At 56.9% G+C, this 14507-nt stretch carries 14 protein-coding genes and 1 pseudogene; 7 read left to right on the top strand and 8 right to left on the bottom strand.

The genetic code is table 11. From position 1 onward, the window contains the following. Positions 1-63 precede the first annotated feature (63 nt). The gene (locus AB7M29_RS23870; RefSeq protein ID WP_454248157.1) at positions 64-1281 is read left to right on the top strand and encodes an MFS transporter; all 1218 of its coding nucleotides are present in this window, start codon (positions 64-66) and stop codon (positions 1279-1281) included. Between the two features lie 70 nt (positions 1282-1351). Here the strand turns inward: AB7M29_RS23870 and AB7M29_RS23865 are convergent, their stop codons facing one another. Next, positions 1352-1804, bottom strand: coding sequence for a thiol-disulfide oxidoreductase DCC family protein (locus tag AB7M29_RS23865; RefSeq protein ID WP_454248156.1), 453 nt, complete (start codon positions 1802-1804; stop codon positions 1352-1354). A gap of 114 nt (positions 1805-1918) precedes the next feature. On the opposite strand from AB7M29_RS23865, the gene AB7M29_RS23860 reads away from it, so the two are divergent. After that, positions 1919-2146, top strand: coding sequence for a hypothetical protein (locus tag AB7M29_RS23860; protein ID WP_123722083.1), 228 nt, complete (start codon positions 1919-1921; stop codon positions 2144-2146). Between the two features lie 206 nt (positions 2147-2352). Here the strand turns inward: AB7M29_RS23860 and proP are convergent, their stop codons facing one another. Continuing rightward, complete coding sequence (proP, locus tag AB7M29_RS23855) at positions 2353-3855, bottom strand: glycine betaine/L-proline transporter ProP (protein ID WP_217857107.1); 1503 nt, start codon at positions 3853-3855, stop codon at positions 2353-2355. A gap of 104 nt (positions 3856-3959) precedes the next feature. Beyond that, a complete protein-coding gene (locus tag AB7M29_RS23850; protein ID WP_454248155.1) occupies positions 3960-4406 on the bottom strand; it encodes an FMN-dependent NADH-azoreductase in 447 nt (148 codons plus the stop codon). Between AB7M29_RS23850 and AB7M29_RS23845 the strand changes: the two genes are divergently transcribed. Further along, positions 4348-4917: a substrate-binding domain-containing protein gene (locus AB7M29_RS23845; RefSeq protein WP_454248757.1), complete on the top strand. Its 570-nt coding sequence runs from the start codon at positions 4348-4350 to the stop codon at positions 4915-4917. The genes AB7M29_RS23850 and AB7M29_RS23845 overlap by 59 nt on opposite strands. Before the next feature lie 147 nt (positions 4918-5064). On the opposite strand, the gene AB7M29_RS23840 is transcribed toward AB7M29_RS23845, so the two are convergent. Then, entirely contained in the window at positions 5065-5526 is a 462-nt protein-coding gene (locus AB7M29_RS23840; protein WP_217857106.1) for a PRC-barrel domain-containing protein, read from the bottom strand. A gap of 566 nt (positions 5527-6092) precedes the next feature. On the opposite strand from AB7M29_RS23840, the gene fabV reads away from it, so the two are divergent. From fabV to AB7M29_RS23825, 3 genes and pseudogenes are all read left to right on the top strand, one after another. Continuing rightward, entirely contained in the window at positions 6093-7289 is a 1197-nt protein-coding gene (gene fabV / locus AB7M29_RS23835; protein ID WP_454248154.1) for an enoyl-ACP reductase FabV, read from the top strand. 161 nt (positions 7290-7450) lie between these two features. Then, positions 7451-7762 (top strand): annotated as a pseudogene (locus AB7M29_RS23830) (transposase); the annotation flags it as partial. Between the two features lie 115 nt (positions 7763-7877). Next, entirely contained in the window at positions 7878-8474 is a 597-nt protein-coding gene (locus AB7M29_RS23825) for an eCIS core domain-containing protein (protein ID WP_454248153.1), read from the top strand. Positions 8475-8499: 25 nt separating this feature from the next. Here the strand turns inward: AB7M29_RS23825 and AB7M29_RS23820 are convergent, their stop codons facing one another. Continuing rightward, the gene (locus AB7M29_RS23820) at positions 8500-9402 is read right to left on the bottom strand and encodes a LysR family transcriptional regulator (protein WP_217857103.1); all 903 of its coding nucleotides are present in this window, start codon (positions 9400-9402) and stop codon (positions 8500-8502) included. Between the two features lie 92 nt (positions 9403-9494). On the opposite strand from AB7M29_RS23820, the gene AB7M29_RS23815 reads away from it, so the two are divergent. Beyond that, positions 9495-10502, top strand: coding sequence for an aldo/keto reductase (locus AB7M29_RS23815; RefSeq protein WP_454248152.1), 1008 nt, complete (start codon positions 9495-9497; stop codon positions 10500-10502). A gap of 56 nt (positions 10503-10558) precedes the next feature. Here the strand turns inward: AB7M29_RS23815 and AB7M29_RS23810 are convergent, their stop codons facing one another. The 3 genes from AB7M29_RS23810 to xylF form a co-directional block, all read right to left on the bottom strand. Then, on the bottom strand, positions 10559-11707 hold the full coding sequence (locus AB7M29_RS23810) for a sugar ABC transporter permease (protein ID WP_217857101.1): 1149 nt from the start codon (positions 11705-11707) through the stop codon (positions 10559-10561). Next, positions 11708-13264 (bottom strand): D-xylose ABC transporter ATP-binding protein, encoded by a 1557-nt coding sequence (gene xylG, locus AB7M29_RS23805; RefSeq protein WP_454248151.1) that lies wholly within the window; start codon positions 13262-13264, stop codon positions 11708-11710. Between the two features lie 125 nt (positions 13265-13389). Continuing rightward, complete coding sequence (gene xylF, locus AB7M29_RS23800; RefSeq protein ID WP_123722092.1) at positions 13390-14391, bottom strand: D-xylose ABC transporter substrate-binding protein; 1002 nt, start codon at positions 14389-14391, stop codon at positions 13390-13392. Between the last annotated feature and the right edge of the window lie 116 nt (positions 14392-14507).

Here is a 14507-nt window from a genome sequence, read left to right as displayed (position 1 = left end):
CCTACCCTCAACATTTATATCGATCGGTATTTAAGTCTGAAATCCTCACTCAAGGAGTCTTCCGTGACACCCTCAATCACCTTATCGGTAGCGCCCGACCGCCTGCCCATCGGAGCCTTGCTCGCCTTGGCCATGACCGGTTTTATCTGCATCGTCACCGAAACCCTGCCCGCCGGCCTGTTGCCGCTGATCAGCGCAGGGCTGAAGATTTCCCCTTCCATGGCTGGCCAGATGGTCACCGCCTACGCCCTGGGTTCGGTGCTGGCGGTCATCCCCATGACCATCGCCACCCGCGGCTGGCGCCGTCGTAACGTGCTGCTGCTGACCATCGTCGGTTTCCTGCTGTTCAACTCCATTACCGCACTGTCATCCCACTACGGCGTGATCCTGGTGGCGCGCTTCTTCGCCGGCGTCGCGGCGGGGCTTGCCTGGAGCCTGCTGGCCGGTTACGCCCGACGCATGGTCGCGCCTCATCAACAGGGCAAGGCGCTGGCGCTGGCCATGGTCGGCACACCGATTGCCCTGTCTCTGGGCGTGCCTCTTGGCACTTGGTTGGGCAGCCTGGTGGGTTGGCGCACCACCTTCGGCATCATGTCGGTCCTGACCCTGGTGCTGATCGCCTGGGTACTGGTGAAAGTCCCTGACTACCCACCCCAAGCCGCGCATCAGCGCATGTCGCTGCGCACAGTACTGACCACGCCGGGCGTGCGCCCTGTGCTGGCGGTGGTGATCAGCTGGATGCTGGCACACAACGTTCTCTACACCTACATCGCACCGTTCGTGGCGCCGGCGGGGTTGGGGGATCGGGTGGATTTGGTGTTGTTGGTGTTTGGCATTGCGGCGTTGGTAGGGATTTGGGTGACTGCCAAACTGGTTGAGCCGTTGTTGCGCAAGACTGTGTTGGTGAGCTTGGCGGCGTTTGCGGCGGTTTCCGTGGTGTTTGGCTTTTTGAGTAGCGTGCCTGAGGTGATCTACATCGGCATGCTGGTTTGGGGGTTGAGCTTCGGCGGGGCTGCGACGTTGCTGCAAACGGCTCTGGCGGACGCGGCGGGGGATGGGGCGGATGTGGCGTTGTCGTTGAATGTGGTGGCTTGGAATAGTGCGATTGCGGGGAGTGGGGTGTTGGGTGGGGTGCTGCTGGACAGGTGGGGCGTCGCCTCTTTTCCGTGGGCAATGGTGGTGTTGGTGGCGGTGGGGTTTGTGATTGTCTGGGGCGCTCAGGCCCACGGCTTCAAATCGGGCCCGCGTGCGGCTGGCAGGCCAGCGGTGGCGGGGCACTGAACCACAAAAAAGTCAAAAAATGGTTCTGGATGGGGGGCTCGGGCGATCCAGTTGATGCGTACCAAGGCGTTCACATTGGAGCTTTCAAAAAACGTTGCTCATGATCAGGATCAGGCAAAAGGCACGTGTTGTATTTTCCGAAGAGCCAATAGCGATTCAACGCAATGCGATCGTATGCCCAATCGCGAAGCTTGCGTGGGAAGCTGCGCAAAAGGTTCACGGGATGCCAAGGGGTGGGCAGCTGGGCGATGACTTCGAAAAATGCATCCGAACGCACCCAGTAGTGTCGGTCGCGGATCACGGCCATGGTGTCGAATTGGTGCAAGGGCAAACCTGCCCAAGCAAGCAGGGCCTGCCCCTCGGGCGACTGTACTGCCGCCAACCGGACGCGCCGATGGCGGTCATGGCGGATCAAGAACCTCGCCCAGCCATTGCACAGCTTACATACGCCGTCGAACAAGAGCACCGTCTCGCCTTGCTTGAGCAACGGCGCGGGTGAGGGGCGAATTTGGGATGCTGGCATAAACATGGGTCCAATGGGCCTCGTTATCCGGATCATACCCGCACGCTAGAGTTGAAGTCTGTTTATGGTCCAGAGTGTATAAAAACGGCCACCACCTTCTACGAGGATCCCACCATGCGCAACTACACCCTGGAATACCTGTTCAACGGCGAACCTCGCACACACATGTTCGAATTCGAGCAGCTTCAACTGCCTGTCCATGAGGCGGCGATGCACCTGCTACAGCTGCACTATGGGGATGGGGAGAACAGCCTGATCATGCCCACCGCGGACGCGACGCCAGCGGAGATTTTAGAGCAGGCTGAGCGGGTAGGGCTGACGCAGATAAAAGTCGTCGATTAACCCGGTGATGCAAGGGGCTGCGGTCAGCAACACGCGCCTCGGCATATTTGAAGGACCGTTGTTGACCGATTGTTGCCGGTCGTGAAGGTCTGTAATCAACTGTGGATTCAACCGGTCGATGCAACAGATTGGCTAAATCGCTCAGCGGGTGTTTCGTAGTTTGGTGTTTTCCCAGGACGGCAGCTATCTACACGATAGTGCCCCCGTTATTCGATTCGCGGATGCTGCTGCACGAGATGCTCACGTTTAGCTTTCAGCTCAGCGATTTCTGCGTCGATGTCCTCGATCTTCTGCTCGATATTGTCGTGATGTTCCTCCAACAGTTCTTGCGCTTCCTCAATGTCGGAAGCCGCCGGAGCTGCACCACGCAGCGGTTTGTTCGCTGTTTCTTTCATCGTCACGCCGGTAATCAGACCCACCACGGCAATCACCATCAGGTAGTAGGCCGGCATGTACAGATTTTGCGTGCTTTCCACCAGCCAGGCCACAGCGGCAGGGGTCAAACCCGCGATTAACACCGAGACGTTGAAGGCGCTGGCCAGGGCGCTGTAGCGGATGTGAGTGGGAAACATCGCCGGAAGGGTGGAAGCCATCACGCCGATGAAAAAGTTGAGCAGCACCGCCAGCATCAGCAAGCCGGAAAAGATCAGGCCGATCTTGCCGCTGTTGATCAGCATGAAGGCCGGGATGGCGAGGAAGAATAGACCGACGCTACCGCAGATAATGAAGGGGCGGCGCCCAATCTTGTCGCTGATGAGCCCGATCATCGGCTGGACGAATAACATGCCGACCATGATCGCGATGATGATCAACACGCCGTGATTCTCGCTGTAGTGCAAGTTGTGTGTCAGGTAGCTCGGCATGTAGGTAAGCAGCATGTAGTAGGTGACGTTGGTAGCTACCACTACGCCGATGCAGGTCATCAGACTGCGCCAGTGCTGGGTGGCCACCTCCTTGAAGGACACTTTCGGGCCCCTGGCAAGGCCTTCGCGATCACCCTGTTCCAGTTGCTCGACATGCTGTTGGAACGCCGGTGTTTCTTCCAGCGCGTGACGCAGATAGAGCCCGATCATGCCCAGGGGCAGGGCGAGGAAGAAGGGCAGGCGCCAGCCCCATGCCTCAAACTGCTCTTCGCCCAGAATGGTGGAGATCAGCACGACCAAGCCTGCGCCGAATACGAAGCCGGCAATCGAGCCGAAGTCCAGCCAGCTGCCAAGGAAACCGCGCTTGCGATCCGGGGCATATTCGGCGACGAAGATCGAGGCGCCGGTGTATTCACCGCCCACTGAAAAACCTTGGGCCATTTTAGCGAGCAGCAGGAGGATCGGCGCCCAGATGCCAATCGAGGCATACGACGGAATCAGCCCGATGGCGAAGGTGCTGAGCGACATGATCACAATGGTGGCCGCCAGGACTTTCTGTCGACCGTACTTATCGCCCAACGTACCAAAAAACAAACCGCCCAGAGGTCTGATCAGGAAGGGAACCGAGAAGGTGGCCAACGCGGCAATCATCTGCACACCGGGATCAGCGCCGGGGAAAAATACCTTGCCGAGAACATAGGCAACAAACCCATAGACGCCGAAATCGAACCACTCCATCGCGTTGCCGAGCGCAGCGGCCGTGATCGCCTTGCGCATTTTCGCGTCGTCGACAATGGTGATGTCTTCCAATCCGATCGGATTGACGGTTTTCTCAGGTGATTTCATGCGAGCCACTCTGTAACTGATCTGTCCTGATGCAAACTGCTGAGCTCCGGTGTGGCACAGCCCAGACGGGTTTGCCGGCCAGACCGATTCTTCTAAGCGCGTGTCTAAACCAGCGACTTTTGAATTTGATGATCAAATGTATCTAGAAAATCATGCATGCTGATTTCTCCGAGATCTACAGCTTTAGCGCCGCCGGCCGCAATAAAGGTGACATCAGTGATACCTAGGACGTTCAGGATCAGTTTCAAATATTGGGTCGCAATGTCACGGTCTTTAATCGGGGAGTCGTTGGTGTATACACCTCCGGAGGCGAGCAGCACCGTTGCCTTTTTACCGGTCACCAGCCCTTTACCATCAAAGCCCAAGGTCAGGCCTTTACGAACCACATGATCCACCCACGCCTTGAGCGCCGCAGGAACGTTATAATTGTAGACCGGCGTTGAAATAACCACGTGATCGGTTTCCAGCAACTCGGCCCCTAGCGCACCGCTCATCGAAAGCCTGCGCGCTATCCGTGAGGCTTTTCCACATCTGGCAGTGAGTTTTTCCACAGAAGGCTTAGGCGGCGCAGAGCGTCGATTGCGCAACGGCGATGCGGCACTGGTGCTTTGCACATTGATTCCGACAGTGCCCGACGATATCACCGCACTGCCGCTGCTCAGCGTCGACTTGAGGCCAGTAGTAGCCAGTGGGCATCCCCTGGCTATGTCAGGCCGTCGGGCAACAAGTGCAGACCTCAAGCCTTATGTACAACTGGTACTTTCCGATCCGGTTTCTCCCGACAGCCCTAGCTATGGGGTGACGGGCAGTCACCAGTGGCGGTTTGTAGATTTGGCACGGCGGCTGGATTTTTTTCTCGCCGGGTTCGGTTGGTGCCGAATGCCAGAGCATCTGATTGCGGATCATCTGGCTTCAGGACGCCTCCTACCGCTTGAATTAACTGCCGAACTTCAGCGCACACCAGACACACTTACGATCTACGCAGCGCACATGCAAAATTGCTCTTTAGGGAAAGCAGGCCGATGGCTTCTGAATGATCTGACCCGTCGTCTGTGCATGTGATGATACGAAGACGACTAACGTTAGCGGTTTGGTTATCCCGTTGGCCAAAGGGCTGATGCGCGCCATAGGGTTTGGCACCCCAACGATCAGTCTTAATATGTCGTTGTTTGCTCGGCGCGCATCACTCTTCATTTTGGATATAGACAGTTAGCTTTTGTCGATACTTTGTCTCTGGGTCGTATCGTAATCGAACGGTTTAGTTCCATAAAAAGAATGGATTTCTGTTGCCCAAGACTCATCGGCCATATTGGGCCAATTGTCCTTGTCAAAGCCTGGTGCATTTTCCAAGCGTTCTTTCTCTACGTTGAGTACGAAGCGCTTGTTTATTGTGTCGAGTGTCAATGCATTCCAGGGTACTGCAAACAGTTTTTCTCCCATGCCAAGAAAACCACCAAAAGAGAGAACCGCATAACTCACTCTACCGCTGCGAACATCCAGCATGATTTCCTTAATATCCCCCAAATCTTCGTCATTATGGTTATAAACATCATTTCCAATGAGGGTGTCTGCCCCCATCAGGTCAGGGCCAGGCCCCTGTTCCTCGGAGCCGGCATCTCGTATGAGGTTGGTTTTGTACATGCCATAGGTATCGCGATCTTCGTAGTTCATTACTCTCTCCTATCAGCAATCGTCAATCAATCAGAAAATTTACCCACCGCCTTGATGGCTGTATTAGTGGGAGTCACCCGCTTTCGGAAAGGTTGAATTTTTTTTCTGCATGACGACGAGTGGCACGTGGGAAGTAAAAGAAGTTAATCAGCTTTTAATTAGTGTGCTATTCATGTGTGATGTTTGTATTGTTTTATTGTGGATGTTCATTAGATCGATATCGTAGATGCTTGGATGAAGCGATTTTCCGTTATGGCAACTACGTCTCCGGCTTGCATGTGACTTCATAAATATGAAGATTAAATTTGGGCCGCTACCGGGACCGAACTTGTTTGAATGGTAGTCAATCTAGTAAGTGCCCTGGAAATGGCGGAACAGACGGCCGTCTGACCACCCACTGCAACGGTCGAGACTAGACCGTCGCAGTCTCTTACCAGGCTCGAGGTCGACCAATGCCCGGCGAGGCACCAATCGCTGCAGATCTTTCATCGTGACGTTCCAGCTTTCCAGGCGTCTATGACTTTGTAGCCAAGGTTGGCTCTCATCTTGGAAGAGGGAGAACTTTTATGATCATTAAACCGCGCGTTCGCGGCTTTGTCTGTGTGACTACCCACCCCACTGGCTGCGAAGCCAACGTCAAGAATCAGATCGATTACGTTACTACGAAAGGATTGATCACCGGAGGGCCAAAGAATGTACTCGTGATCGGTGCATCGACCGGATACGGACTTGCTGCGCGGATAACGGCAGCTTTTAGTTGTGGCGCCAGGACTCTCGGTGTGTTTTTCGAACGTGCAGGTGATGAAGGCAAGCTCGGCACCGCCGGCTGGTACAACACAGCGGCCTTTCACACGTTTGCCGAGTCCGACGGCCTCTACGCCAAGAGCATCAACGGCGATGCTTTTTCCGATGAGATCAAACAGAAGACTATCGACGTTATCAAGCGCGACTTCGGGAAGGTCGACCTGGTTGTTTACAGTCTTGCCGCACCGCGCCGGACACACCCCAAGACGGGTGAAGTATTCAGTTCTACCCTCAAACCGCTCGACAAGGCCGTGACCTTGCGGGGCCTTGATACTGATAAGGAAGTGGTCAAGGACACCAATCTACAACCCGCGACCCAAAGCGAAATCGATGGCACGGTGGCCGTGATGGGCGGCGAAGACTGGCAGATGTGGATCGATGCCCTGCACGAAGCAGGTGTTCTGGCTGAAGGGGCTAAAACGACCGCGTTCACTTACCTGGGCGAAAAGCTGACTCATGACATCTATTGGAATGGCTCCATCGGTGCGGCCAAGAAGGACCTGGATCAGAAAGTCCTTGGTATCCGTGAACGGTTGGCTGTTCTTGGGGGCGATGCGCGGGTCTCGGTATTGAAAGCGGTGGTTACCCAGGCAAGTTCAGCTATCCCGATCATGCCGCTGTATCTGTCATTGTTGTTTAAAGTCATGAAAGCGCAGGGCACACACGAGGGGTGTATCGAACAGGTCTATGCGCTCTACAAAGACAGCTTGTACGGCCATTCTCCAGTGATGGATGAAGAGGGCCGCCTGCGCGCGGACTACAAGGAGCTGGCTCCCGAAGTCCAGGACCGCGTCAGGCAACTTTGGGATCAGGTTAGCAACGATAACCTCTATGAACTAACTGACTTTGTCGGTTACAAAGCGGAGTTCCTGCGTCTCTTCGGTTTCGGGATCGAAGGGGTTGACTACGAGGCTGAGGTAGATCCAGACGTCAAGATCTCTAACCTGCTCCAGGCTTAGGTCGTAAGTATGGACAGCTGCCTCGATGCCCCATGCAGAGGCAGCGGCTGCCCAAGAGGGGTTGTGATTCCCTGCTATCTGTTGGCTAGCTGCACCAAGATGCTCTCTTGAACCTGCGCGACCACCTATAATTTCCTCGGAAATCATCGCAAGGCTCGCCTATGAAGCGCTTTATTCAAGGTGAACATCGAGGCCAAAGTACTTTACTTCCCGAGAGCCTCGATGACTATTTCAGCGATACCAATCCGGTGAAGATCTACATCTACGGCTATCTCAACCGCATTCAGTCGAGCCGGCGCCTGGAACGAGAAGCCCAACGCAACGTCGAGCTGATGTGGCTGACTGGGCGATTGATGCCTTATTTCAAGACCATTGCCAACTTCCGAAAAGACAACAGCAAGGCAATCCGAGGCGTCTGTCGTCAGTTCGTCGTGCTCTGTCAGCAGCTCGGATTGTTCGCAGAAAAAATGGTCTGTCACTTCCTGCGATTTTCCTGGGAACGCATAGTTCGGGACTACGCTAAAGCAATGCGAATCGTCGATCAATGGTGACCCACTGTTCGCGCTGCGTCCGTCCCTGGAGCGCCCAATGCCGCCCATCACCACGCGCCTGGTGGCGCTGTTTGTTCTTTGCCTGACGCTTGAAGTGCCAGCCCAGACCAGCGCCTGCCCAGATGGTGAGAAACAAGTGTGCCTGGACGGCTGCCTCTGCCTGCCAGACGTGGGACAGGTGCTCGGTCCCCTGCCTGATGGCATCTACCAGATCGCAGCACCTGCCCTGGCGCTGTGGCTGACCCAAGCCCGCGCTGAAGCAGCCAACACCGGCATCCAACCGATTCCACCGCACATCCGCGAGCAACTGCTGCGCTGGTATGACCCCAGTGTCCTCGATACCGCGCGCTACAAATATAGCGACAACGGCCAATTCAACGCCGCTACTGCCATGCTGCAAAACCCCGATGTCGGTGCCGTGACGCTGATCGACATCATCCTCTTCCGGGACGCTCAAACCGCAGAACAGGACATCGCGCTCTGGGCTCACGAGTTAAAGCATGTGCAGCAGTATCAGGAATGGGGGGTAGAAGGATTTGCCCAGCGGTATACACAAGATTTCAATGCTGTGGAGGCGCCGGCTTATGCCATACAGGCTGAGGTCAGATGGCGGGTGCGGGAAGGGACTTACTGAAAAGCTGCCGGTCGGGATGGTTCAATCAGTTTCGCAAGTCACCCGCTTTGATGAAGTCGATGAGCGCTTTCAAGGCCGGTGGCACATGGCGCCGGCTGGAGTAATAAAGAAAGAATCGGCTTGGCGGTGCTTTCCATTCCTGGAGTATTTCTCGGAGATGTCCGTTGCGGATTTCGTCACGCGCCAGCTCTTCGTAGACATAAGCAATACCAGCGCCATCTTTCGCCGCCTGGATCATCAGCGCATCGTCTTCCAGAATGAGCGGGCCTGTGACGGACAACCGTATCGGTTGACCGTCTGCTTGATACTCCCAGGCGTAAAGTTTGCCACTGGGAAAACGCCTGGCAATGCACGAATGCTCGAGCAAGTTGCGGGGGGCGTGGGCGATCCCCTTTGCGGCCAGATAGGTATCCGAAGCAACCGTCACGAACGATTGAGGTGCGCCGACAGGGACTGCGATCATGTCACCGGCCAGGCTTTCACCAAAACGGACTCCAGCGTCAAACCCGCCGTTCACGATATCGGTCAATCCATCATCGGTGATCAGGTCTAACTGAATACGTGGATACCTGGCCACGAAGGGCGCGAGCACTTTCGCAAACACGATACGAGCCGCCGGACGCGCCACGTTGAGGCGAAGTTTGCCAGCGGGCACTTCCTGCATCGAGGTCAATTGCGCCAATACATCAGCAACCTGGTGCAGCGTCGGGACCAGCGTCGCCAATAGCTGCTGGCCGGCCTCGGTCGGGGTCACGCTACGAGTGGTTCGGTTCAGCAGCCTGATGCCCAGGCGTGTCTCCAACGCTCGCATTGCGTGACTCAACGCGGAAGCCGACACGCCACGCTCGTCGGCTGCCTTGCGGAAGCTGCGATGGCGAGCGACGGCGGCAAAGGCATCGAGTTCAGAGAGATCGGGGTGATTACTCATGAATGTCGTTCAGTAGTTCAAATACGATTACCCATCTTATCGCCATCAGATCTCTCCCGGATACTTCTCACATCATTTGTGGAGAGGTCGCTATGCAAAAGAATCGTCTTGGATCATCGGATTTCCTGATTTCGCCTATTGGCTTGGGGACATGGGCAATCGCCGGCGCCGGCTGGGAATACAGTTGGGGAGCGCAGGATGACCAGGACAGCCTGAGTGCACTTGAATATGCCGTCGAACGCGGCGTGAACTGGATTGACACCGCTGCGGTTTATGGCTTGGGCCATGCGGAGCAATTGGTGGGGCAATTGCTGCGTCGGGTGCCGGTCTCGCGGCGTCCTTTGGTGTTCACCAAAGGCAGCCTTGTCTGGGACCCGGTCACGAAACAGATTTCGCACTCCCTGGTCCCCCAATCCTTGCTCGCCGAGATCGACGCAAGCTTGCGCAGGCTCCAAGTCGAGACTATCGATCTGTATCAGATCCACTGGCCAGCCTTTCCTGCCGACGCAAGCAGTGAAGGTATTGAAATGGCGCTTTCGGCTTTGGCAGCCGCGCGCGATCAAGGAAAAATTCGCGCTATTGGCGTATCGAATTTCGATGTCGCTCAACTCAAGCGGGCGCAGGCGGTGACAGAGATCGTTTCGCTCCAGCCGCCGTACTCCGCCTTGATGCGGGACATCGAGAAAGACGTCCTGCCATTCTGTGAGCAGGCCGGGTTGGGTGTCCTTGCCTATTCCACACTTCAATCGGGGCTACTGTCCGGCAGCATGACGCGCGAACGCATCTCGCAATTGCCCGAAGACGATTGGCGCAAGGCCCGAAGTGCTGATTTTCAGGAGCCCCGTTTGAGTGCGAACCTGGCATTGGTTGACGTCATGGCGCGTATTGGAGAAAGGCACGGGGTGAGCGCTGCGGCAGTCGCCATCTCTTGGGTACTTCGCCAACCGGTAGTGACGGGCGCCATTGTCGGAGCCCGCCGTCCCGCACAAGTAGACGGGCTGATTGCAGCCTCGGAGTTGCGTCTTGGCGCCGCGGAAATCGACGAAATTCGACCGTTCCTGCCCTCGGGCATGGGAACAAATGTCCCCGGCGTCGCCTGACTCTGTTGAACAGAGGGTGAGCGTTCGCCGACCAATCTTGTCGCTCATGAAACCGATCATCGGCTGGCCGAATAACGACCGGTCCGGGTGCTCACATCGACCCATACGGCTAACACCAGAATGCTGCCTTTGACAATCATCTGCCAGTAGCTGTCTACGTCGAGCATGGACATGCCGTTGTCCAGACTGGTGATGACCAACGCGCCGAGAAGGGCGCCATAGACCGTGCCGGAGCCGCCGCGCATAGAGGTGCCGCCGATGAAGCAGGCGGCGATGGCGTCGAGTTCGCCCATGCTGCCGGCCGAGGGTGAGCCGGCGGCCAGGCGGGCAGTGTTGACCACGCCGGCGAGGGCGCACATCACGCCCATGATCCCGAAAATCCACAGTTTCACAGCCTGTACGTTGATACCGGACAGGCGCGTGGCCTCCATGTTGCTGCCCACTGAATAGACGCGTCTTCCGAAGACGGTCTGGCTGGTCACGTAGCTGAACACGCCCAGCAGAATCAACAGAAGCAGCACTGGAACCGGAATCCCGTCGTAGCTGTTGAGGGTATAGACGAACCCGCCCAGTACCGCGCCGATCAACACCACGCGCAATACGTCACGCATCATCGAGTGTGCCGCCAGGCCGTGGAGAGCACGATTGCGGCGTTGTTTCCAGGTCAGCAAAAGTGTCAGCGCGAACAGCAGCACGCCCAAGCCGGTGCCTACCGCGTGCGGCAGATAACCCTGGCCAACGTAGACCAGCTCCGGCGATACCGGGGCGATGGTGGTGCCGCCGGTAATTCCCAGCAGGATGCCGCGAAAGGCCAACATGCCACCCAGCCCGACGATGAAAGACGGGATCCGCAGGTAGGCGGTCATGTAGCCGTTGGCCAAACCGATCATCAATCCGCACAGGGCGACCAGGCTCAGGTTCGCCAATAGCGGTATGTGATAGACCACGTCGAGAATTGCCGCCAGTCCACCCAGCAGGCCCAGCAATGAACCGACCGATAAATCGATCTCGCCGCTGATGATGACCAGCACCATGCCGCAGGCGAGAATCCCGGTGATGGACATCTGCCGCAGCAGATTGGAGAGGTTGCGCGGGGTCAGAAATCCGCCCTCGGTCTGCCAACTGAAGAACAGCCAGATAATCGCCACAGCAATCACTAGCGCGAGCATTTTGTAGCGGGTGAAGAGCTGTTTGATCTGATTCATCTACACGGATTTCCGATCATTATTGTGATGGCCAGCGGGGTGGCTGAGCGCGGCGGCGAGCACCTGTTCCTGGGTGAGTTCGTGGTTGACGAAATCGCCGCGCAATTGGCCTTCGCCGATCACCAGGACGCGGTCGGAGACGCCGAGCACCTCGGCCAGTTCCGAGGACACCATGATGATCGACACACCTTCAGCCGCCAGCCTCCCCATCAACTTGTAGATTTCATACTTGGCGCCGACATCCACACCTCGGGTGGGCTCATCGAGAATCAGTACCCGGGGTTTGGTCAAAAGCATTTTCGCCAGCACGGCTTTTTGTTGATTGCCGCCAGAGAGGCTGGTGATTGGCAGGAACGGGCTCGCGGTTTTGAGATGCATGCGCGAGATTTCCCGGTCGATGCTGCCCAGTTCGGCTTCGGCGTCGATGCGGGTCATTTTCGAGTAATTGTCCAGCACGGCCAGGGTGATGTTCTGGCCGACACCCAGATCCGGAATGATGCCCTGGCGCTTGCGGTCCTCGGGCACCATGCCCAGGCCGGCGCGGATTGATTTGCGCGGCGTGCGTGTGTCGATCGGTTTGCCGTCCAGCCAGACCTCGCCTTCGTGGCGACCGGGGTAAGCGCCGAACAGCGCCGACACCAGCTCCGTGCGTCCGGCGCCGACCAGACCGGCGATGCCGAGGATTTCACCGCGTTTGAGGACGAACGAAATGTCGTCGACCCGTTTGCGTTTCGGTGTATCGACGTCGTAGCAGGTGACGTGGCGCGCCTCGAAAATCACCTCGCCAATTTCGTGGGGCTCGGTGGGGTAGAGGTTGCTCATTTCCCGTCCGACCATTTGGGTGATGATCTTTGGAATGTCCATGTCCACCATGGCGGTCGTGGCGATGTGTTGGCCGTCACGGATCACCGAAATGGTGTCGCATACGGCGGCCACTTCATCAAGCTTGTGAGAGATGTAAACGCAGGCAACGCCCTTGGCCTTAAGGTCGCGGATGATATCCAGCAGCACCTCGATTTCCGAACGGGTCAGGGCCGATGAAGGCTCATCGAGGATCAGCAGACGCGCTTGCTTGTTCAGTGCCTTGGCGATTTCCACCAGTTGCTGGTAGCCACCGCCGTACTGCGAAACCGGTAGCGATACGTTCATGTCCGGTACTTTCAGTTCACGCATCAGGGCTTCGGCGCGGTGGATCATCGCCGGGTAATTCATGCGCCCGCCGGGCAGCATCAGCTCATGGCCCATGAAAATGTTTTCGGCCACCGACAGGTCGGGAACCAGCGTCAATTCCTGATGAATGATGACGATACCGGCGGCCTCGGTCTCGCTGATCGATTGCGCCCTGAGCGGCTGGCCGTCCCAGAGGATTTCACCGTCCCAGGTACCATAGGGGTAGACCGCCGACAGAATTTTCATCAGCGTGGATTTACCGGCGCCGTTCTCGCCGCACAATCCCACGCATTCACCGGGCTTGACCCTGATGTCGATGCCATTGAGGGCTTTGACACCGCCGAAGGTTTTGACGATGCCGTTCATTTGCAGCAGGTAGTCGGACATGGCGAGGGCTCACACAAAGGGCTCACACATAAGCAACAGACGGGAGGCCAACCCTGCGGGAACGGATTGGCTCGCCCCGCAGGATTGCACTCAAGCTTGCTCTCGAGTCTGTACCGCTCGATGGTTCACTGTCCGGCAATCTGCGCCTTGGTGTAGAACCCGTCCTGTTCCAGCAGGTCGATGTTGTCCTTGGTCAATGGGGTCGGGGTGAGCAAGATGGTGTCGACTTTTTTACTGCCATTGTCGTACTGCGAGCTGTAGGTGGGTTTCTCGTTACGCGCCAGTTGCACTGACAGCTTGGCAGCTTCGGAGGCGATGAGTTTCAGAGGCTTGTAGACGGTCATGGTCTGAGTGCCATTGATCACTCGCTTGACCGCTGCCAGGTCCGCGTCCTGGCCCGAAATTGGCACCTTGCCGGCCAGTTTCTGCGCGGCCAGAGCCTGGATCGCACCGCCTGCAGTGGCGTCGTTGGAGGCGACGATGCCATCGATTTTGTTGTCGTTGCGGGTCAGGGCATTTTCGACAATGCTCAGCGCTTCGGTGGGGTTCCATTCCTTCACCCACTGTTGGCCGACGATTTTGATATCACCCTTGTCGATGGCCGGTTGCAGCACTTTCATCTGACCTTCGCGCAGGACTTTTGCGTTGTTGTCGGTCGGCGCGCCACCGAGCAAAAAGTAATTGCCCTTGGGCGCTGCTTGCAGCACGCCGCTGGCCTGCATCTCGCCGACCTTTTCGTTATCGAAGGAAATGTAGGCGTCGATATCGGCGTTGAGAATCAGGCGGTCATAGGACACGACCTTGATTCCGGCCTTCTTGGCTTCGGCGACGGCATTGGTCAGTACGGTGGCGTTGAATGGCACGATGACGATCACATCGACGCCACGGGAGATGAGGTTTTCGATTTGCGAAATCTGCTTTTGCTCGTTGGCATCGGCCGATTGCACGAAGACCTTGGCGTCCATTTTTTCCGCCGCCGCGACGAAGTAGTCCCGGTCACGTGACCAACGTTCCAGCCGCAGGTCATCAATGGAGAAACCGATTTTCGGGTGGGCAGAATCGGCCATGACCGAAAGGGATAGCAAAGACAGGGCGCCGGCGAGTAGCGTGCGTTTTAGTTTCTTCATGATGGTGCGTCCTTTTATTGTTGTTTGAAAGACACTGCCTGACGATGAATATCGTGCCGGTAGAACTGTAGAGAGTCGCCAGGTGCCGCGGGCATAGATTTGTCGCGCGAATGTCA

This window comes from Pseudomonas sp. F-14 TE3623, from assembly GCF_053629015.1.
This window is presented reverse-complemented; position numbering and strand designations above follow the sequence as displayed.